18 protein-coding genes and 1 tRNA gene are annotated in these 18,907 nt (G+C 63.2%); 5 read left to right on the top strand and 14 right to left on the bottom strand.

Annotated features, from left to right (window positions below; genetic code table 11):
• Nucleotides 1-238: 238 nt before the first annotated feature.
• Nucleotides 239-811: a GcrA family cell cycle regulator gene (locus C8J33_RS10085; protein ID WP_110800204.1), complete on the top strand. Its 573-nt coding sequence runs from the start codon at nucleotides 239-241 to the stop codon at nucleotides 809-811.
• A 157-nt stretch (nucleotides 812-968) separates the two neighbouring features.
• Here the strand turns inward: C8J33_RS10085 and phoB are convergent, their stop codons facing one another.
• The 7 genes from phoB to phoR form a co-directional block, all read right to left on the bottom strand.
• On the bottom strand, nucleotides 969-1,652 hold the full coding sequence (phoB, locus tag C8J33_RS10090) for a phosphate regulon transcriptional regulator PhoB (RefSeq protein WP_062595195.1): 684 nt from the start codon (nucleotides 1,650-1,652) through the stop codon (nucleotides 969-971).
• Between the two features lie 189 nt (nucleotides 1,653-1,841).
• On the bottom strand, nucleotides 1,842-2,552 hold the full coding sequence (gene phoU, locus C8J33_RS10095) for a phosphate signaling complex protein PhoU (protein WP_110727139.1): 711 nt from the start codon (nucleotides 2,550-2,552) through the stop codon (nucleotides 1,842-1,844).
• Between the two features lie 55 nt (nucleotides 2,553-2,607).
• Nucleotides 2,608-3,423, bottom strand: a complete 816-nt coding sequence (gene pstB, locus C8J33_RS10100; protein ID WP_092931939.1) for a phosphate ABC transporter ATP-binding protein PstB — start codon at nucleotides 3,421-3,423, stop codon at nucleotides 2,608-2,610.
• Nucleotides 3,424-3,437: 14 nt separating this feature from the next.
• Nucleotides 3,438-4,760 (bottom strand): phosphate ABC transporter permease PstA, encoded by a 1,323-nt coding sequence (gene pstA, locus C8J33_RS10105; RefSeq protein WP_132663998.1) that lies wholly within the window; start codon nucleotides 4,758-4,760, stop codon nucleotides 3,438-3,440.
• Nucleotides 4,757-6,241, bottom strand: a complete 1,485-nt coding sequence (pstC, locus tag C8J33_RS10110; RefSeq protein WP_110727145.1) for a phosphate ABC transporter permease subunit PstC — start codon at nucleotides 6,239-6,241, stop codon at nucleotides 4,757-4,759. Before pstC ends, pstA begins: the two co-directional genes overlap by 4 nt.
• Before the next feature lie 140 nt (nucleotides 6,242-6,381).
• Complete coding sequence (locus C8J33_RS10115) at nucleotides 6,382-7,416, bottom strand: substrate-binding domain-containing protein (RefSeq protein WP_132446087.1); 1,035 nt, start codon at nucleotides 7,414-7,416, stop codon at nucleotides 6,382-6,384.
• 196 nt (nucleotides 7,417-7,612) lie between these two features.
• Complete coding sequence (phoR, locus tag C8J33_RS10120) at nucleotides 7,613-8,851, bottom strand: phosphate regulon sensor histidine kinase PhoR (protein ID WP_245507150.1); 1,239 nt, start codon at nucleotides 8,849-8,851, stop codon at nucleotides 7,613-7,615.
• Nucleotides 8,852-9,263: 412 nt separating this feature from the next.
• Here phoR and ppk2 point away from each other — a divergent pair, with 412 nt between their 5' ends.
• Nucleotides 9,264-10,139 (top strand): polyphosphate kinase 2, encoded by an 876-nt coding sequence (gene ppk2 / locus C8J33_RS10125; RefSeq protein WP_110800209.1) that lies wholly within the window; start codon nucleotides 9,264-9,266, stop codon nucleotides 10,137-10,139.
• 56 nt (nucleotides 10,140-10,195) lie between these two features.
• On the opposite strand, the gene C8J33_RS27320 is transcribed toward ppk2, so the two are convergent.
• Nucleotides 10,196-11,557, bottom strand: a complete 1,362-nt coding sequence (locus C8J33_RS27320) for a biotin transporter BioY (protein WP_207904015.1) — start codon at nucleotides 11,555-11,557, stop codon at nucleotides 10,196-10,198.
• Between the two features lie 355 nt (nucleotides 11,558-11,912).
• Between C8J33_RS27320 and C8J33_RS10140 the strand changes: the two genes are divergently transcribed.
• Nucleotides 11,913-12,872: an NAD(P)H-dependent flavin oxidoreductase gene (locus tag C8J33_RS10140; protein WP_110733013.1), complete on the top strand. Its 960-nt coding sequence runs from the start codon at nucleotides 11,913-11,915 to the stop codon at nucleotides 12,870-12,872.
• A gap of 142 nt (nucleotides 12,873-13,014) precedes the next feature.
• Nucleotides 13,015-13,090, top strand: a tRNA-Thr gene (locus tag C8J33_RS10145).
• A gap of 234 nt (nucleotides 13,091-13,324) precedes the next feature.
• On the opposite strand, the gene C8J33_RS10150 is transcribed toward C8J33_RS10145, so the two are convergent.
• From C8J33_RS10150 to C8J33_RS10160, 3 genes are all read right to left on the bottom strand, one after another.
• On the bottom strand, nucleotides 13,325-13,729 hold the full coding sequence (locus C8J33_RS10150; protein WP_110800213.1) for a host attachment family protein: 405 nt from the start codon (nucleotides 13,727-13,729) through the stop codon (nucleotides 13,325-13,327).
• 311 nt (nucleotides 13,730-14,040) lie between these two features.
• Nucleotides 14,041-14,277, bottom strand: coding sequence for a DUF6894 family protein (locus C8J33_RS10155; RefSeq protein WP_110800214.1), 237 nt, complete (start codon nucleotides 14,275-14,277; stop codon nucleotides 14,041-14,043).
• Between the two features lie 36 nt (nucleotides 14,278-14,313).
• Nucleotides 14,314-14,505, bottom strand: coding sequence for a hypothetical protein (locus C8J33_RS10160; protein WP_132664006.1), 192 nt, complete (start codon nucleotides 14,503-14,505; stop codon nucleotides 14,314-14,316).
• Here C8J33_RS10160 and C8J33_RS10165 point away from each other — a divergent pair.
• Entirely contained in the window at nucleotides 14,495-15,214 is a 720-nt protein-coding gene (locus C8J33_RS10165) for a Crp/Fnr family transcriptional regulator (RefSeq protein ID WP_132664008.1), read from the top strand. The genes C8J33_RS10160 and C8J33_RS10165 overlap by 11 nt on opposite strands.
• A 6-nt stretch (nucleotides 15,215-15,220) precedes the next feature.
• On the opposite strand, the gene C8J33_RS10170 is transcribed toward C8J33_RS10165, so the two are convergent.
• The 3 genes from C8J33_RS10170 to C8J33_RS10180 all read right to left on the bottom strand — a co-directional run bounded on the left by C8J33_RS10170 (nucleotide 15,221) and on the right by C8J33_RS10180 (nucleotide 18,891).
• Nucleotides 15,221-15,475, bottom strand: a complete 255-nt coding sequence (locus C8J33_RS10170) for a hypothetical protein (protein ID WP_132664010.1) — start codon at nucleotides 15,473-15,475, stop codon at nucleotides 15,221-15,223.
• A 112-nt stretch (nucleotides 15,476-15,587) separates the two neighbouring features.
• Nucleotides 15,588-17,642: an NAD(+) synthase gene (locus tag C8J33_RS10175; RefSeq protein WP_132664012.1), complete on the bottom strand. Its 2,055-nt coding sequence runs from the start codon at nucleotides 17,640-17,642 to the stop codon at nucleotides 15,588-15,590.
• A 91-nt stretch (nucleotides 17,643-17,733) separates the two neighbouring features.
• On the bottom strand, nucleotides 17,734-18,891 hold the full coding sequence (locus C8J33_RS10180; protein ID WP_132446073.1) for an AI-2E family transporter: 1,158 nt from the start codon (nucleotides 18,889-18,891) through the stop codon (nucleotides 17,734-17,736).
• Nucleotides 18,892-18,907 lie beyond the last annotated feature (16 nt).

The following is an 18,907-nucleotide window of genomic DNA, read 5'->3' on the forward strand; positions in this document are numbered from 1 at the left end:
GAAAAGGCCTTGCAAATATATCACGCGGTGACAGCAAGTTGGGGAAAACCCAAAAATCGATTCGGGTCGATTCCCCGGACTCTTGTCAGGGAGTCACCCCGTCTCTAGGTTAGCAAATAATTGCTAGACGCATGCGGCGGACCTAGTCACCAAAAGAGTCAAGGCGTTGCAGCTTCGGAGCCATCCGGGGCGCGGTGAGGGATTCGTCCTTCAGGAACGGCCTGGAACGGAGACGACCATGAATTGGACTGACGAGCGGGTTGAGAGACTGAAGAAGCTCTGGGCCGAGGGGTTGAGCGCGAGCCAGATCGCGGCGCAGCTCGGCGGCGTCAGCCGTAATGCCGTCATCGGCAAGGTTCATCGCCTGTCGCTTCCCGGTCGTGCCAAGGCCGGCGGTGCCGCCCCGAGCGCAAACCGCCCGAAGCGTCCCGTCGTCGCCGCACGCCCGGCAGCCCCGGAAGCCGTCGTCGCCAACGCCGCTCCGCGCGCAGCACCGCTGCGCCCCATGGCGCGCCCGGTCAGCACGATGAACGTGATCGAGGATTCCGAAAGCGCCTTCGCACCGGAAACCGCACTGACGGTGACCGGCAGCGGGACAAGCGGCGCAACGGGCAGCAATGTCGTCGTGCCGATGTCGCGCAAGCTCGTGCTGACGCAGCTCACCGACCGCACCTGCAAGTGGCCGATCGGCGATCCGATGAAGGAGGAATTCCACTTCTGCGGCAACGACTCTCCGGATAGCTCACCCTACTGCACCTTCCACGCCAAGCTGGCCTACCAGCCCTCGGCCGAGCGTCGCCGCGCGCGATAAGCGCCTGGCAGACCACAAACGAAAAGGCCTTCTTCGTCCCGCGAAGAAGGCCTTTTGCGTTATGTATGATGGAGGATCTTGTCTGCACCGGGCCCAGGCAATCGACAGCCATGCAGCCTTCGAAGACGTTACGCTTCGGGATTGAAGCGTAACGTCTTCAGCTTTCCAGCGAGTAGCCTGCGCCCCGCACCGTGCGGATGACGTCCTGCATATTGGAGAAGTTGAGCGCCTTGCGCAGGCGGCCGACATGGACGTCGACGGTGCGCTCGTCCACATATATGTCATGTCCCCAGACGCCGTCGAGAAGCTGCGAGCGGGAGAAGACGCGACCGGGCGAGGCCATGAAGAATTCGAGCAGGCGAAACTCCGTCGGCCCGAGGCGGACTTCGCGGGTCTTGCGGTGAACGCGGTGCGTTTCGCGGTCCAGCTCGATATCGCCGCATTTCAGAAGCGAGGACAGGACTTCGGGACGCGCACGGCGCAGCATGGCTTTCACGCGCGCAATCAGCTCGGGCGTCGAGAACGGCTTGACGACATAATCGTCGGCGCCGGTGGCAAGTCCGCGGACCCGCTCGCTCTCCTCGCCCCGCGCCGTCAGCATGATGATCGGCAGGCGTTCCGTTTCGCTGCGCTGGCGCAGGCGCCGGCAAAGCTCGATGCCGGAAACGCCGGGCAGCATCCAGTCGAGGATCAGAAGATCGGGCAGCCGCTCCTGCAGCCGCACCTCCGCCTCGTCGCCCCGGTTGATGGTGTCGACATCGAAGCCTTCGGCCTCGAGATTGTAACGCAGGAGGACGCTCAGCGCTTCTTCATCTTCGACAACGGCAATTTTCGGCTGCATTTCTGGACTCCGTAGTGCCCTTGTCGCGTGACAAGGCTTTCGCCAGAACCCGAGGGTGGCGATCATCGTTGACAGTTTTCATGCGTGGCGCAGAGGCCACCGGATGGCTGCATACCTTCAGCCGAACGTCCGCCGGCCTCAAGACCGGAGGCGATGGCGCAGGAGCATTTCGGCTCCCGCGCCCCTCGCTCAGGTGGCGAGTGCGCCGACGGTGTTCGACGAGTCGTCTTTCGGACGTTCGCCCAGCGGCTGCGCACCGGTCGTCATGTAGTAGATCGTCTCGGCGATGTTGGTCGCATGGTCGCCGATGCGCTCGATGTTCTTGGCGCAGAACAGAAGATGTGTGCAGGGTGTGATGTTGCGCGGATCTTCCATCATGTAGGTCAGAAGCTCGCGGAACAGCGAGGTGTAGATCGCGTCGATCTCGCCGTCGCGCTCGCGGATGGCCTTCGCCTTCTCGGCCGAACGGGATGCGTAGACATCCAGCACTTCCTTCAGCTGCATGAGCGTCAGTTCGGCGAGATGCTCGATCCCGCGGGACAGCTGCCGCGGCAGGCTGGCGCTGGAGACGGCGATGACGCGCTTGGCCGTGTTCTTGCCAAGGTCGCCCACGCGCTCGAGATCGGCCGCGATGCGGATCGACCCCATGATTTCGCGCAGGTCGGCCGCCATCGGCTGGCGCTTGGCGATCGTCACGATCGCCTTCTCGCCGATCTGGCGCTCGGCGTCGTCGAGCACGACGTCGTCGGAGATGACCTTCTGGGCAAGGCCCAGATCGGCATTGACGAGGGCGCGAACGGATTCGGCCACCATCTGCTCGGCAAGGCCACCCATCTCGGAGATACGGCGGCTCAGGTACTTCAGGTCTTCGTCATAGACGGATGCGATATGGGTTGCCATGGATCCTGTCCTTGGAGTTCGGTCACGGGCGCAAAGCTGTCGGTCGGGCAACCGATCAGCCGAAGCGGCCCATGATGTAATCCTGGGTGCGCTGGTCATCCGGATTGGTGAACATCTTGTCGGTGTCGTTCTCCTCGACGAGATTGCCGAGGTGGAACATGGCGGTGCGCTGCGAGACGCGGGCTGCCTGCTGCATGGAGTGCGTGACGATCACGATCGTGTAGTTGGCGCGCAGCTCGTGGATCAGCTCCTCGACCTTTGCGGTGGCGATCGGGTCGAGCGCCGAACAGGGCTCGTCCATGAGGATGACCTCGGGGCTGACGGCAACGGCGCGCGCGATGCAGAGACGCTGCTGCTGGCCGCCGGAAAGGCCGGTGCCGGACTCGTGCAGACGGTCCTTGACCTCGTTCCACAGACCAGCCTTCTGCAGGCTCTGCTCGACGATGGCGTCGAGTTCGGCCTTGGTGCGGGCGAGACCGTGGATCTTCGGGCCATAGGTCACGTTTTCGTAGATGGACTTCGGAAACGGGTTCGGCTTCTGGAAAACCATGCCGACGCGCGCCCGCAGCTCGACGACGTCGATCGAGGGATCGTAGATATCACCGCCGTCGAGCGTGATCTTGCCCGTGACCTTGCAGTGGTCGATCGTGTCGTTCATGCGGTTGAGCGTCCGCAGGAAGGTCGACTTGCCGCAGCCCGAGGGGCCGATCAGCGCCGTGACCGTGTTTTCGCGGATGTTGAGGTTCACGTCGAACAGCGCACGCTTTTCGCCGTAGTAGACCGACACATCCTTGCCGATCATCTTGTGAGGGACAGCATTCATCTTCTGATCGACCGCCTTTTCGAGAGTCGCTTCTGACATCATGTTCATTATTTTCTACCTCACTACCAGCGTCGTTCAAAGCGGCGCCGCAACAGGATTGCGCCAAGGTTCATGACCACCAGGAAGATCAGGAGCACGATGATCGCGCCGGAGGTCCTTTCGACAAATGCACGTTCGGCTTCGTTGGCCCACATGTAGATCTGGACCGGCAGTGCCGTGGAAGGTTCGAGCGGCGAGCCCGGGAAATCGACCACGAAGGCCACCATGCCGATGAGAAGCAGCGGCGCGGTTTCGCCGAGCGCATGCGCCAGGCCGATGATGGTGCCCGTGAGGATCCCCGGCATGGCAAGCGGCAGGACGTGGTGGAAGATGGTCTGCATCTTCGAGGCACCGAGACCGAGGGCTGCGGCACGGATGGACGGCGGCACGGCCTTCAGCGCCGCACGCGTGGCGATGATGATCGTGGGCAGCGTCATCAACGTGAGGACGAGACCGCCAACGAGGGCCGCCGAGCGCGGCATGCCGGCGAAGTTGATGAAGATCGACAGGCCGAGCAGACCGTAGACGATGGAGGGAACGGCCGCGAGATTGTTGATGTTGACCTCGATGAGGTCGGTCAGCTTGTTCTTCGGCGCGAACTCTTCGAGATAGATCGAGGCGGAGACACCGATCGGCAGCGCGAGCGCCAGCACGATCAGCATCATGTAGAGCGAGCCGAGCGCTGCGACGCCGATACCGGCAGCTTCGGGACGCGAAGATGCGCCTGATGTGAAGAGGCCCGTGTTGAACGACTTCGTCATCGCGCCGTCCTGCGCGAGGGTCTGCATCCAGCCGATCTGCTTGTCCTTCACCTTGCGGTTGGCTTCGGAAACCGTCACGTCGATCTGGCCCTTGTTGGCCGAGTCGATGTTGCCTTCCGCCAGAAGCGCCACCGACACCGTCTGGCCGATGATCGCAGGGTTGGCGACGACGACGTCGCGAAGCTGCGTACGGGCGCTGGCCGAAACCATGTCGGTCGCCAGTTTGACCTCCGCCCGGTTGGCCGGGTCCAGCCCCAGCTTCTGCACCAGCGCATCGCGTACCAGCAGCGGATAGTTCGCCGTCATCAGCTTTGCTGGGTTGGTCGCCCGTTCGTTCTTCGGGTCGATGACCTGTTCGCTGAACGTGATCGGCAGGACGATCTCGGTCTGCAGGAAGGCCGTGTAGCCCTTGGACACGACCGTCCAGAGCAGGAGACCGAGGAAGAAGATGCCGATGGAGATGGCGCCGATGCCATAGGCCCGGAAGCGGCGTTCTGCGGCGTAGCGGCGCTTGATGCCGATATCGCGACGGGTGGATGCGGGACGCTGCGACGCACCGGCGAGCGATGAGGTCATGTCGGTCATTCGTACTGTTCCCGGTATTTGCGCACGATGTAGAGCGCGTAAATGTTGAGGCAGAGCGTGATGGCAAAGAGCGTGATGCCGAGCGCGAAGGCGACGAGGGTCTGCGGAGAGGTGAACTCCAGGTCGCCCGTCAGCTGGTTGACGATCTTCACCGTGACGGTCGTCATCGGCTCGAAGGGGTTGATCTGCATGCGGGCGGCGACACCGGCCGCAAGCACCACGATCATCGTCTCGCCGACGGCGCGGGATGCCGTGAGCAGAAGCGCACCGACGATGCCGGGAAGAGCGGCAGGAAGGACGACGCGCTTGATGGTTTCCGACCGCGTGGCACCGAGGCCGAGCGAACCGTCGCGCAGCGAGCCGGGCACCTGCGTAATGATGTCATCCGACAGGGAGGACACGAAGGGAATCAGCATGATGCCCATGACGAGGCCGGCGGTGAGAACGCTCTGCGCCTGGATGAAGCTGGCATAGTTGCCGGTAACGAGGCCGTTTAACTGGCCCGAGATATCGCGCAGGAACGGGCCGACCGTGACGAGGGCGAAGAAGCCGTAGACGATGGTCGGGATGCCGGCGAGGATTTCGAGCAGCGGCTTGGCGATCGAGCGTACCGTGCTGTTGGCATATTCCGCCATGTAGATGGCGGCGAACAGGCCGATCGGCACGGCAAAGAGCATGGCGACGAAGGCGATGTAGAGCGTGCCGGCGAGGAGCGGCAGGAGGCCGAACTGCCCGGCCTGCCCCGCCTGACCGGCTGCGGCGAAGCGCGGATCCCATACCGTACCGAAGAAGAACTCCATCGGCGACACCGAGGCGAAGAAGCGCAGGGCTTCCGACAGCATGGAGCCGATGATGCCGACAGTGGTAAGGATGGCGATGGACGATGCGAGGATCAGGCCGCCGAGAATGACCTGCTCGACACGGTTGCGGGCCCGGAAGCGCTGCGAGATGCCGCGGAGCGCCAGAAGCGTTCCACCGATGGCCAGCAGCAGCACGACACCGGCCATGGCGAGATGGCTGTTTGCCGTCATCCGGTTGAAAGTCGTGGCGGACTCGATCATCCAGGGTTCGCCGGCGCCGGCCAGCGGAATGCCCTTGGCACCCATGGCGTCGCGAAGATTGATGGAACCGCTGTCGAGCGCACTGCGCTCGGCGTCCGAGAGAAGGGCGAGACCGCGTGCAACCGACTTGACCTGGCCGAGTGCCAGCTGGGCGGGCGCGTTGCCCTGGTTCAGGACCTCGGTCGGCAGATGGAAAAGCACGCTGCGATCGATCATCGGCGGCGCGGCGACGAGCCAGACGGCGAGCACGACGAGCGAAGGAAGCAGAGCCCAGATGGCGGCGTAGCTGCCGTGGTAGCCGGGCAGAGAATGCAGCGAGGAAAGCTTGCCACCGGCCGTGGCCATGGCCCGCGAACGACCCATCACGAAGGCGGATGCGCCGACGAGCAGGACGAGGAGAAAGAGGAGAGAAGCGCTCATGGTCTGGGTCCCCCGGTCGTTTCACGACATCGCATGCTGCAAGATCGGACGCCGGCCATTCGAACGTTGGGGCTCCCGCACGGCGCTCGCGCGCCGTGCGGGGTGATCCTTAAGAGACCGGGTCTCCGGATCGGCTCCTATTACAGCTGTGTGCCGTCGGTAAAGGCCTTGCGGTCGGCTTCGCGCTCTGCATCCGGTGCGGACACGAGACCATAGGCCGACAGCGGGCTTTCCGGGCCGACCATCTGGTCGTCGAGGAAGAATTCAACGAACTCCTTCAGGCCGGGGATAACGCCGAGATGCGCCTTCTTGACGTAGAAGAACAGCGGGCGCGAGACCGGGTATTCGCCGGAAGCGATCGTTTCCGTGGTCGGGACGACGCCGTTGACGGTTGCAACCTTCAGCTTGTCGGCGTTGTTTTCATAGAAAGCGAGACCGAAGACGCCGATGCCGTTCTTGTTGGCAGCGATGCGGGCCAGGGTTTCCGTGTAGTCGCCGTCGATGTCGACAGCCTTGCCATCCTTGCGAACGGCAACGCAGGTGCGGGCCTGTTCCTTGGCGTCGGCAACGGCCGCCTTGATGACCTCTTCAGCGCCGGAAGCCTTGCAGCCCGCATGAAGGATCTTCTCTTCGAAGACTTCGCGCGTGCCGTGCTTTTCGCCCGGGATGTAGGCAGCGATTTCGGCGTCCGGCAGGCTCTTATTGACCTCGGACCACTTCGTATAGGGGTTCGCGACGAGCTTGCCGTCGACGACGACCTGGGCTGCGAGGCCGAGGTAGAGGTCCTTCGGCTCCAGCTTCAGATCGGCATTGCCGCTGTCGGTGGCGAACACGATGCCGTCATAGCCGATCTTGACTTCCTGCACTTCGGTCACGCCGGCCGACTTGCATTCCGCCAGTTCGCTGTCCTTGATCTTGCGCGAAGCATTGGCGATGTCGATGGTGTCGGGGCCGACGCCCTTGCAGAATTCCTTGAGGCCGGCACCCGTGCCGCCGGATTCGACGACCGGCGTCTTGAAGTCGGGGAAGGTCTCGCCGAAGGTTTCGGCAACGATCTTTGCATAGGGAAGAACGGTGGACGAACCAGCGATCTGGATCTGGTCGCGGGCAGCAGCAGCGCCAGCAAAGGCGACGGAAGCCACCAGGGCTGCGGCAGTCAGTTTCAGGGCGTTCATGGAATTCTCCCGGATGGGCTTGTGTGGGTGCGCTAGAGTGTCAGCGCTCGCTTTCGCCGTTTATTCTCATCGGCTGCCCTTCATTAGCGGCCGATGCCACCAGCTTTTATGTCAAGTTGACGAAAGATTTATGACAGTCCATCTTTCTGATTTTTATAAGCTTTTTTCTGGAAATCCAAATTCCGCCGATATTCCGTCAAAAACGGACCGTGAAAACGGTTCCCTCGCCCAACACGGAGCGGACAATCAGGCGGGCGCGGTGCCGGGTGAGGATGTGTTTGACGATCGCAAGCCCCAGCCCGGTGCCTTTCTTCGAGCGGCTGGCCTCGACATTCACCCGGTAAAAACGCTCGGTGATGCGCGGCACGTGCTCGGCGGGAATGCCCGGCCCGTGATCGCGCACCGAGACCTCGACCGGATCACCGCCGCCGCCGGACAGGGTCACCTCCACGGTCTTGCCTTCCTGCCCATACTTGCAGGCATTTTCCACGAGGTTCTCGAACACCTCGATCAGCTCGTCGCGATCCCCCTGAACGACGACGGGAAATGACGGAACGGCGAGCGAGATGGTGATGCCCACATCCTGGGCGAGCGGCCCCAGCGTGTCGCAGACATGGCCGAGCAGAGGTGCAAGCGCGACCTCCTGCTCGGGCGCGATGTGGGATTTCAGCTCGAGGCGGGAAAGTGACAGCAGGTCATCGACAAGGCGGCTCATCCGGTTCGCCTGCTCCAGCATGATGCCGAGGAACCGCTCATGCGCCTTCACATCGTTGCGCGCCGGCCCCTGCAGCGTCTCGATGAAGCCGCGCAGGGAGGCGAGCGGGGTGCGCAGTTCGTGGCTGGCATTGGCGACGAAATCCGAGCGCATGCGATCGATGCGGCGCGCCTGCGAGATATCGCGGTAGGAAACGACATAGACGGTATCGATGCCTTCCGGCGCCGACACCCGCTTTGGGCCACCAGCGGCCAGCGCAGCCGGCGCGACGCGTACGATGTAGACGGCCTCGGACGGCAGACGTTCGGAATGTTCGATCTGGTTGATGCGGCCGGTCGCGATGGTCTCCCGCACCATATCGAGGATGCCCGGGGAACGGACGCGACCGGAAAGGTCGGAATTGGCCGGAATGACACCGAAAGCCTTTTCGGCCGCTTGGTTCTGGAAGAGCACGCGCTCGTCCGGTCCGATGACGAGCACCGGCATATCCAAGGCGTCGAAGCCGGCTTCGAGCGTCGCCAGTTCGGCCTCACCGGTGGAAGGCAGCGGCTCGACGGCGGCGGGGGGCGCCGGCATCGCCGGTTGCCGCAGAAGCGCCAGAACGAGAACGATCCAGAATGCGCTAGCAAGCGCGGCGTGGCCGCTGGTCGCGATCAATCCAACGCAGCCGGCAAGGGTGAGGCCGATCAGCCATTTCTCCGCCCAGATGCGGGTGCCCATCGTCCGCCAATATGTCGTTTCCTGCACACGTCCTCCCGACTGTCGCTGCCTGCTCGAACGAGCCTGCGCCAACAGGCACATACAATCACACCTGCCAGCCGATGCGGCGACATCCAGCATGTAATACCAAGTGTCGATGATAGGGACCTATAGGACAGGCTTCTCGGGTTTTCTGGCGTTGTCGAGGTTCTTGACCGATGCGACAGCATTGATCTGCGAACCTCTCCTAGCCAGAAAACCCGAGAAGCCTGCCGAAGGTAGCTCCTATCATCGACACTTGGTATAACCCGGCTTCATGACATGATTTTCACGGTGCGCTTGAAATCGCAATGGACTTATGGCCTGCTCCCCAGCCACGGCGGCAACCGCCCCTTCAAGCTCGGCCCGCTTGGCACATACGGAGATAAGCAGCATGGACGACAACAAGCCGGTCGAGATCGTCATCAACGGGAAGACGCGCCTGTTCGACGTCGACACGCCGGACCTGCCGGACTGGATCACCAAATCCGCCATGGCCTCCGGCGGCTACCCCTATGAAAAGAAGCTGAACAAGGACGTCTTCAAGGCCGAGCTGGAAAAGCTGCAGATCGAGCTGGTGAAGGTGCAGACCTGGCAACAGGCGAGCGGCAAGCGCGTCATCGTGCTGTTCGAGGGGCGCGATGCGGCCGGCAAGGGCGGCGCGATCCACGAAACCCGCGCCTATATGAACCCGCGTACGGCACGGATCGTCGCGCTGACCAAGCCGACCGAGACGGAAAGCGGGCAATGGTATTTCCAGCGCTACGTCTCGCATTTTCCGACGAAGGGCGAGTTCGTGCTGTTCGACCGGTCCTGGTACAATCGCGCCGGCGTCGAGCCGGTCATGGGCTTTTGCACGCCGGCGGAGTACGAGCATTTCCTCAAGCAGGTCCCGGCATTCGAGAAGCTGATCGTCGACGAGGGCATCGTGCTCTTCAAGATCTGGCTGGAAATCGGGCAGGAAATGCAGCTGATGCAGTTCCACCAGCGCCGCCACGATCCGCTGAAGGTGTGGAAGCTTTCGCCCATGGACATCGAGGCTTTGTCGCGCTGGAACGATTATACCGAAAAGCGCAACCGCATGCTGAAGGAAACCCACAAGGGCAAGGCGCCCTGGACAGTGATTCTCGGCAACGACCGCCGCCGCGCCCGGCTGAATCTCATCCGCCATATCCTGACCGGACTGGACTATACCGGCAAGGACGAGAAGGCGATCGGCGAGATCGACGGCAAGATCCTGAACTCAGAGCACCATTTTCTCAAGTCGTGATGTCCTGAAGTGGCCAATGACGGGGGCGGCGGCGGGATCCGGTACCGCCGTTCGTCTCACTGTCCGGGCAGGAGCCGGATGGCATAGAGATCGAGACTACCGCCATTGGCGGTGACGTCGCTGTTCACAAGGATACGGCCGGGCCCGTTCGGCGACATCGTACGGTCGAAGCTGATCTTGAACAGCATGTCGCTCTTCTCGTCATTGACCGTGAACCGATGACGACCGCAATCACCGAGGGATGCGAAGTCGCATTCCACCGAAAACTGGGTCGGCTTGCCGTTTGCCGATTGCACGCTGAGGGCGATGGTGGAAGTCTGCCCCGACATGCGCTGCAGCGCCGATGCCGGCACCTCGATGGCGACATTGCCGCTGGCATCGCCGGTACCCGACGCGATGCGCAGCCGTGCTCCACCCTCGTCGCGCACCACCTCGGTACGAACACGCGCGCCTGGCGTAACGCCGCCCGTGGCAGTCGGCAGATAGAGATCGACCCAATCCGCCGTGAAGCCGGCCTGGGCACCGAGCGTTCGCAGGCCTGCGCCGCCATCGAAATCCTCCGCGGCCACGGTCGGCGGAGGTGCCGGCTGGCCCTGCGGGCGTTCGAGAAGACCCGTGCTCATGACCCACCACGTTGCGCTGCCGATGGCTGCCACGAGCACGGCCGCAACCATGAGAATGGAGGCGATACGCCCGCCGCGGCCACGGCGCCTACGCGGCACGAGCGGCTCCGCACCGGGAAGGCCGAGATCGTTGACGGCATCGCGCGCCTGCGCGCCCGGCCGCTTGGAATCGCGAACCGGCGCGACCATCGGCGTTGGCGTTTCCGTGAACGGTGCATCATCATCCTCGCGGTGCCGGTCGCCGCGCTCCACCCTGCCATCTCCGCGCGGTCCATCCACGTCAGGGGCATCGAACGAAGGGGCGTCACGCGGGGACGAGGGGCGCTCGGCGGTCACCTCGCCAAACCCGGGCTCCTGCCGCTCGGCATCGCGGCCGCTGGCACGCTGCTGCGCACGGGGAGCGTCGGCAATGGTCACGTGGGGCTCGGCAGGGGATGCAGGCTCTGCGGGATTTTGCGGAGGAACTGTGGAAGGAGAGACGGGGGCTGGAGAGACGAGGGCCGGAGAGACGGGGGCCGGAGAGACGGGGGCCGGAGAGACGGGGGCCGGAGAGACTGGGGAATGAACGACCGAGAGATCGCGAAGAGCCGCCCGCTCCTGCTGTTCGATCGCGTGAATGGTGACTTCCAGCCGATGCCGCTGCTGGGCGACGACGGTTTCGTCAAGGACGTTCTGCTTGCGCAGGCCGGCTTCGAGCGCATTTCGTGCCGATTGGTAGATCCGAGCGCGCGTTTCCGCACTTGCCCGGTCGGAGCGCTCCAGCGCCTGCTTGATGGCCGTTTCCAGTCCGCTCACGGTAATCCCTTGCCACCTTGGGCCTGCGCTTCGGGCATCCTGAGGGATGCAGGTGCCGAAACGCAGGAAAGCACGTTCACTTTTCGGTAACGATTGACGTCTCGTTACGCAAGTCCGCGCAATGCACATAGGCTGGTATGAGCACCTTTCCAGCCTCTTCCAGCAGGGTTCGGATCGTGAACCCCTGTTCAACCATCTGAAAAGCAACGGATCTGGGGATTTAACATGCGCGTCGCAGGACGCCACGAAGCCCTCCCCCAGGGTGCCCTGCCGCATCTCACGATACCCCTCTTGTCAGACCCGCCATCCCGCGGTTATCTTCCGTTTACGCAAACGTCAATCAAGAGAGAGCACCATGGCCCTGCCGCCGATCCTGTCCCGTCTTCGCATCCCCGTCGTGTCGGCGCCGCTGTTCATCATATCGCATCCGGCGCTGACCATCGCCCAGTGCAAGGCAGGCGTCGTCGGCTCCTTCCCGGCGCTCAATGCCCGGCCGGAAGCGCAGCTTGACGAGTGGCTGGCCATGATCACGGAGGAACTGGCCGCCCATGACAAGGCGAACCCGGACCACCCCTCTGCCCCCTTCGCCGTCAACCAGATCGTCCACCGCTCCAACCGCCGGCTGGAACACGACCTGATGCTCTGTGCGAAGTACAAGGTGCCGATCGTCATCTCCTCGCTCGGCGCCGTGCCGGAGGTGAATGCGGCCGTGCACAGCTATGGCGGCATCGTGCTGCACGACGTGATCCACGATCGCCATGCGCGCTCCGCCATCAACAAGGGCGCAGACGGGCTGATCGCCGTTGCGGCCGGCGCCGGCGGCCATACCGGCGCGCTGTCGCCCTTTGCGCTTATTCAGGAAATCCGCAGCTGGTTCTCCGGCCCGCTCCTCCTGTCCGGCGCGATTGCCAATGGCGGCGCGGTGCTGGCGGCTCAGGCTATGGGCGCAGATCTCGCCTATATCGGGTCCGCCTTCATCGCGACCGAAGAAGCCCGGGCGAGCGACGGCTACAAGCAGATGATCGTCGACAGCAAGGCGAAGGACATCGTGGAAACGCCGCACTTCACCGGCGTCAACGGCAACTATCTCCGCCCCTCCATTGCCGCAGCCGGACTGGACGCCGACAACCTGCCCGTTGCCGATGCCGCCACCATGGACCTCGAGGCCGCCGTCGGCACCGGTGCGAAAGCCTGGCGCGACATCTGGGGCTCGGGCCAAGGCATCGGCGCCATCACAGCCGTCACCCCTGTCGCAACACTCGTGGAGCGTCTGGAAACGGAATACAACGCAGCCCGCGCGCGCCTCTCGCTGTAGCGGCTCCACGATATTCCCGCGGGCAGCCACCTTGCCCGCGTCAGTTTTTCCCTCAACAGACGAAGAGACCGCTTGAATTCCCCGAACTTTGCAGGTATCAGCCCCTCACAACACAGGCTGAACCCTTTGGTTCGCCCGGTGAGCCGCTTTAGCTCAGGTGGTAGAGCACATCATTCGTAATGATGGGGTCGCAGGTTCGAGTCCTGCAAGCGGCACCATTTCCTTTTATCACCTGTTATAACCGCCTTAGCATTCTGCTGAGCTCAATCAGCACATCTGCTCGCTTGCATAGCCAATTGGCTTTTCACGAAGTGGCCATCCGGACGCACTCAAGCGGACGCGTCGGTCAATCCTCACGAGACAGGTAGAGCTGCGAACCTAAACAAACGAAGGCAGAGCTGCGTGAGTGCGGCTCTGCCTTCGACGGTTATTTTCAGGCTGTAACGGCGGCGTCAGGCTGCGGCGATGGCTTTTTCAATGTCCTGAATCGAGTGCCCGGTGAGATCCTTGTCCAGTTCTCCGACGAGCGCGTCGGAGAGGGCCTTGTGATAGCCCTTTCGAAGCTCGCCGAGCGTGCGCGGTGCCGCGATGATCACGAGCTTCTTGATCTTACCGTCGAGGACGCGCTTGTTCAGAAGATCGACCACGCCAGCAGTAAAGCCATCTTCATCCTGCTGACCGTCGCTCGGGTTGGCGGCGCTGCTGGAATGGCGGCCTCCTGAGGGAATTTTCGAGTCATCGACCTCGGCGTCGGGCAAGGCTTTGAGCTGGATATCGGATGCCTGGCCCTCGTTCTTGAAAAGGACGAGCTTTTTGCCATCGGCAACGGCGACGACTGCATTCTGGGGAAGGTCCATGATAATCTCCGTTGTCATGACGCAGAGGCATGGCGCTTTGCCGTGCTTTGCGCATACTCGATAGAAGCCTTCCAGGCCGCTTTTCGTTCCGCTCTCATTGAGCGAAACGATCGCTTGTCGCCTTTAACGATCCCTATGGGACCTCGAACGCACGCCGTCAGGTTTCGCTGGAAAGGTGGCCGCAGACGTGCGGCATGCGCCTGAAGTCGGGTCCGATACCGACCATCGATCATCCTCGGCTTGCCGCTCTGAACTTCATCGCGAAGGGGCGGATCAGCTGGTGCGGTCCAGCTGATCCGCCCCGATACCCTTTACTCGACCCACTCGTTGCTGAACGTCAGGCGGGCGACGGTGATCGTTCTGCCCGTCTCGTCGCGGACGGTAAGGGCGATAGTGCCGTTGCGGGTTTCCGGCATTTCGTCCCGGGCGATATCCCCGAGAATGCGGGCGACCTCCATGGCCACGGACTCGCGTGAGGCCATATCCTGGCCTTCCTCGTCCAGCACCGGGCCATCTCCATTGTGAAGATCGAAGAAGTAGCGGCTCATTACATGTCTCTACGTTCTCTGTGCGTTTGCGCCACGCTAAGCCGGAGACGAACCTTTTGTTCCGGCGCGATCAGGCGCCCGGCCGTAAAACATGCGCACGGCGATGCCGTGGTGCGTTTTGCGCTTGCCGTCTTTCAAACACCGCTGTTTAAAATGCGCCGCGGCCCCGGCCTGCGCGTGGCTTGTCTCTACCGGTTCATTCTCGAAGGCCTTCATCGTGATCGACATTCTCATTCAGAACCTCGCCAATCACGACATCGTGTCGGAGGATGAACGAAGCCTTGTGAGATCCCTTGCCGCCCGCGAGCGATCGTACGAGGTCGATGAGGACCTGGTGTCGGAGAATAGTCGGCCGTCCTACAGCACGCTGCTGACCGCAGGCTTTGCGGCACGCTACAAGCTGACGCCGGATGGCACGCGGCAGATCACGGCGCTGCATGTCCCCGGCGATTTCGTCGATCTGCATGCTTTCCTCCTGAAAACGATGGACCACGGAATCATCGCGCTTTCCCCCTGTCGCGTCATGCAAATCGATCACACCGAACTGGAAACCGTGACGCGGAAGGCCCCGCACCTGACGCGGCTGCTCTGGCTGAAGACGATCATCGATGGCGCGATCCACCGCGAATGGATCGTTGCCATGGGCCGTCGCTCAAAGCGCGCGCATCTCGCCCATCTTCTCTGCGAGCTGCATATGCGCCTGCAGGCGATGGGGCTGACGCAGGACCTGAGCTTCCACTTCCCCTTGTCGCAAGGAGAGATGGCGGACGTGCTCGGGCTGTCGCTCGTCCACATGAACCGCACCATCCAGAACTTGCGCAAGGACGGCCTGATCAGCTGGGTCAATCACACGGTGACGATCCTCGACTGGGACGAGCTTCGTGACATCGCGGATTTCGATCCGACCTATTTGAGCCTGACCGTGGAGCCGCGCTGAGGCGGCTCACTTTGGCCAGTAGACATCCGAGCGATAGTCGTCGGGGATGCTTTCGAGGCTCGAGAGCGCCAGCGCGATCGCCATGATCTGCAGATGCTTGATATGGACCTCGCGCGGCATGTCGATGCCGGTTGCGAGCGAACGCACGCGATGACGCTCATGGCCGAGCACGGACAGTCTCCGGCGCGCCTCCGCCTCGACATCGCGAGCACCGACCGGTGCCTCGCCGCGATCGGCATCATCCTTTCCGACAAGTCTCAATCCCATTCTCTGCCCCAGGAAACGAACCTGCCGCCATGATGGCGGAAACGGTTCGTTTCTCAAGTCGCAGAAATGAGGAGCAAAACCTTGGATAGGGTTGAGTTCCCGCTGCTTAAGCCTGCTCGTTCTCCGGAACATTGCGTCGCAGTTCCTCCAGCCACAGACGTGCATTGCCGTCGGAGGGTGCCCGCCAGTCGCCGCGCGGCGAGAGAGATCCGCCGGAGGTGACCTTCGGGCCGTTCGGCGAGGCGGACCGCTTGAACTGGCTGGTCGTGAAGAAGCGGAACAGGAACGCTTCCAGCCATTTGCGGATGGTGGCGAGATCGTAGGCGTTCCGGCTCTCCTCGGGGAAGCCCGTGGGCCAGGCGCCGGCCTTCGCATCATGCCAGGCATGCCAAGCGAGAAACGCGACCTTGGAGGGCTTCAGGCCGAAACGGGTGATGTAGTAGAGCGCGAAATCGTGCAGTGCGTAGGGGCCGATCTTGTCCTCCGTGCTCTGGATCGCGCCCGTCTCGTCGGCCGGCACGAGTTCGGGCGAGATGACGGTATCGAGAACATCGGCGAGCGTCGCATTCGTCTCGGGATCGAAGAGGTCCTTGGCGATGATCCAGCGGATGAGGTGCTGAATGAGGGTCTTCGGCACGGAGGCGTTGACGTTGTAATGGCTCATGTGGTCGCCGACGCCATAGGTGGACCAGCCGAGCGCGATCTCCGAGAGATCGCCGGTGCCGAGCACCAGCGCGTCGTAGCGGTTGGCGGCGCGGAACAGGAAATCGGTGCGCAGGCCTGCCTGTACGTTCTCGAACGTGATGTCGTAGACCGGCTTTCCCTCGGCGTAAGGGTGCTTCAGGTCCTTCAGCAGCTGTTCTGCCAGCGGCTTGATGTCGATCTCGTCGGCGGTGATGCCGAGCGACCGCATCAGCTTCCAGGCGTTCGTCTTGGTCACGTCGCCGGTGGCAAAGCCCGGCATGGTGAAGCCGAGAATGCCGGAGCGCGGGAGGCCCAGCTGGTCGAAGGCACACGCGGCGACGACGAGGGCATGGGTGCTGTCGAGGCCGCCGGAGACGCCGATGCAGATCTTCTTGATGCCGGTAGCCTGCAGCCGCTTCATCAGGCCCTGAACCTGAATGTTATAGGTCTCGTAGCAATCCTGATCGAGCCGGGCGGGATCGGCGGGCACGAAGGGATAGCGCGAGATGGCGCGCTCGAACCCGATATCGCCCCTGTCCGGCTCAAACTGGAACTCGACCGTGCGAAAGGTCCGATCCTCGCGGTGCTGGTGGTTGGCGGCGTCGTTGAACGTGCCGGTGCGCAGGCGCTCGAGCAGCAGGCGATCGACGTCGATGTCGGCGACGCACATTTGCGGGCCGCTCGGGAAGCGCTCGGTCTCGGCCAGGAAACTGCCGAGTTCGTAGATGCAGGCCTGCCCGTCCCAGGCGAGATCGGTGGTGGATTCGCCCGGACCGGCTGCGGCATAGACATAGGCGGCAAAGCAGCGGCTGGACTGGGAGCCCGCAAGCTGGCGGCGCGTTTCGGCCTTGCCGACGGTGACATTGCTGGCCGAGAGATTGGTGAGGAGCAGCGCGCCGGCGAGTGCACCGAAATCGCTCGGCGAGGCGGCGATCCAGACGTCCTCGCAGATTTCGATGTGGAAGACGAAGCCGCGCACGTCGGTTGCCGAAAACAAGAGATCCACGCCGAACGGAGCCACCTGCCCTGCCACCGCGATGGTCTCGCCGCGAATGTCGCGGCCGGCCGCGCACCAGCGCTTCTCGTAGAACTCGCGGTAGTTCGGAAGATAGCTCTTCGGAACGACGCCGAGGATGCGGCCGCGGTGGATGGCGAGGGCGCAATTGTAGAGCCGGCCGTTCTTCGGGATCGGCGCGCCGACGAGGAGGACGGGCGAAAGCGTGCGGCTTTCCTCCACCACGCGGGCGAGCGCCATATCAACCGCCTCGTGCAGTGCCGCCTGGCCCAGCAGATCATCGAGCGTGTAGCTGGAAATGCAGAGTTCGGGAAACACCATCAGAGCGACAGAGCGGGCATGGCCGTCCCGTGCGAGCGCGATCACCTGTTCGGCGTTGAAAGCGGGGTCGGCAACCTCGCAGCGCGGCGTGCAGGCCGCAACGCGAACGAAACCCTGATCATAGGCTGAAAAGAAATTCACCGGCACGCATCCCGTTTTGATCGCTATCACAGCCAACCTTACGGCAGGCGGCGGCTCGGGAAAAGGCTTTGTGCCCTGCTTTGCAGGCCTATCAGGCCTGCTTGATCAGCTTGGCGGTCTGCTCCGGCGCCGGCGTCGTCACCTCGTGCAGCCATTCGCGCCAGATGGCGACGATCAGCGCCATGAGCACCGGGCCGACGAAGAGCCCGAGGAACCCCATGGTCTTCACGCCCCCCACGAGGCCGAAGAAGGTCGGCAGGAACGGCAGCTTGATCGGCCCGCCGACGAGGCGCGGACGGAGCGTCTTGTCGACGATGAAGAGCTCGATCGTGCCCCAGGCAAAGAGTGCGAAACCGGCGACCGGCGCACCGCTGGCCAAGAGATAGACGGAAACGAGCGTGAAGCAGAGCGGCGCGCCGCCGGGGATGAGCGCCATGAAGCCGGTGATGATGCCGAGGGTGACCGGCGACGGCACGCCGGCGATCCAGTAGGCGACGCCGAGCACGAGACCCTCGCCGATAGCGATGAGGCCCATGCCGGTGACGGTGGAGGAGATGGTGAGCGGCACGATGCGCGATACGCGTTCCCACCGCATGGGGAGAATGCGCTCGCCGAGCTTGTCGAGCTGCGCCACGAACTTCTCGCCGTCGCGATAGACGAAGAACAGGGTAATGAGCATGAAGAGCAGAGTCAGCAGCGAGCGCGCAGCCCCTGCCCCGACCACGAGCGCACCACGATAGATGCTGCCGATATTGGAGCCGCTGACCAGCTGCACGAGTTCGCCGAGCGCGCCGGGATGCCCGACATATTTGGCCCATTGCACGCCGAGCCAGGCCCCTCCGAGCGGCAGCTGCAGCACCCAGGCGGGCACATCCGCACCGACGGAATTGGCCTCGACCGCCCATCCGACCCAGCCGCGGAACTCATCGACCGCGTAGATGGCGGCGAAAGTCACGGGCGTCACGATGAAGGCGACGACGAGGATGATGGCAATCGTGGCGCCGATGGTGCGATTGCCGTTCACCGCCACCAGCAGGCGGCGGTAGAGCGGCCAGCTGGCAAAGCCGATGACGACCGCGGCCAGAACGGGCACGAGAAAGCCGTGAAAGAAATAGGCGCCGGCAAGGAGGATGAATACGAGCAGCCAGCGTGCGGCCGATGCGGGCCCGACCAGCGCCGAACGATCATAGGCTGGACGGCCGAACAGCCGCGGCTCTGCAGGCTGGTTTTCCAATTCGCGATGGCGCACCCGGTACCTCCGTCAG

It is taken from the genome of Rhizobium sp. PP-CC-3G-465 (assembly GCF_004343445.1).
GTDB lineage: Bacteria > Pseudomonadota > Alphaproteobacteria > Rhizobiales > Rhizobiaceae > Ferranicluibacter > Ferranicluibacter rubi.

Bases quoted from the DNA above. Each gene is read 5' to 3' on its own strand.
- C8J33_RS10085 (WP_110800204.1), top strand. From the start codon at position 239: ATGAATTGGACTGACGAGCGGGTTGAGAGACTGAAGAAGCTCTGGGCC.
- phoB (WP_062595195.1), bottom strand. From the start codon at position 1,652: ATGCAGCCGAAAATTGCCGTTGTCGAAGATGAAGAAGCGCTGAGCGTC.
- phoU (WP_110727139.1), bottom strand. From the start codon at position 2,552: ATGGCAACCCATATCGCATCCGTCTATGACGAAGACCTGAAGTACCTG.
- pstB (WP_092931939.1), bottom strand. From the start codon at position 3,423: ATGAACATGATGTCAGAAGCGACTCTCGAAAAGGCGGTCGATCAGAAG.
- pstA (WP_132663998.1), bottom strand. From the start codon at position 4,760: ATGACCGACATGACCTCATCGCTCGCCGGTGCGTCGCAGCGTCCCGCA.
- pstC (WP_110727145.1), bottom strand. From the start codon at position 6,241: ATGAGCGCTTCTCTCCTCTTTCTCCTCGTCCTGCTCGTCGGCGCATCC.
- C8J33_RS10115 (WP_132446087.1), bottom strand. From the start codon at position 7,416: ATGAACGCCCTGAAACTGACTGCCGCAGCCCTGGTGGCTTCCGTCGCC.
- phoR (WP_245507150.1), bottom strand. From the start codon at position 8,851: ATGGGCACCCGCATCTGGGCGGAGAAATGGCTGATCGGCCTCACCCTT.
- ppk2 (WP_110800209.1), top strand. From the start codon at position 9,264: ATGGACGACAACAAGCCGGTCGAGATCGTCATCAACGGGAAGACGCGC.
- C8J33_RS10140 (WP_110733013.1), top strand. From the start codon at position 11,913: ATGGCCCTGCCGCCGATCCTGTCCCGTCTTCGCATCCCCGTCGTGTCG.
- C8J33_RS10150 (WP_110800213.1), bottom strand. From the start codon at position 13,729: ATGGACCTTCCCCAGAATGCAGTCGTCGCCGTTGCCGATGGCAAAAAG.
- C8J33_RS10155 (WP_110800214.1), bottom strand. From the start codon at position 14,277: ATGAGCCGCTACTTCTTCGATCTTCACAATGGAGATGGCCCGGTGCTG.
- C8J33_RS10160 (WP_132664006.1), bottom strand. From the start codon at position 14,505: ATGTCGATCACGATGAAGGCCTTCGAGAATGAACCGGTAGAGACAAGC.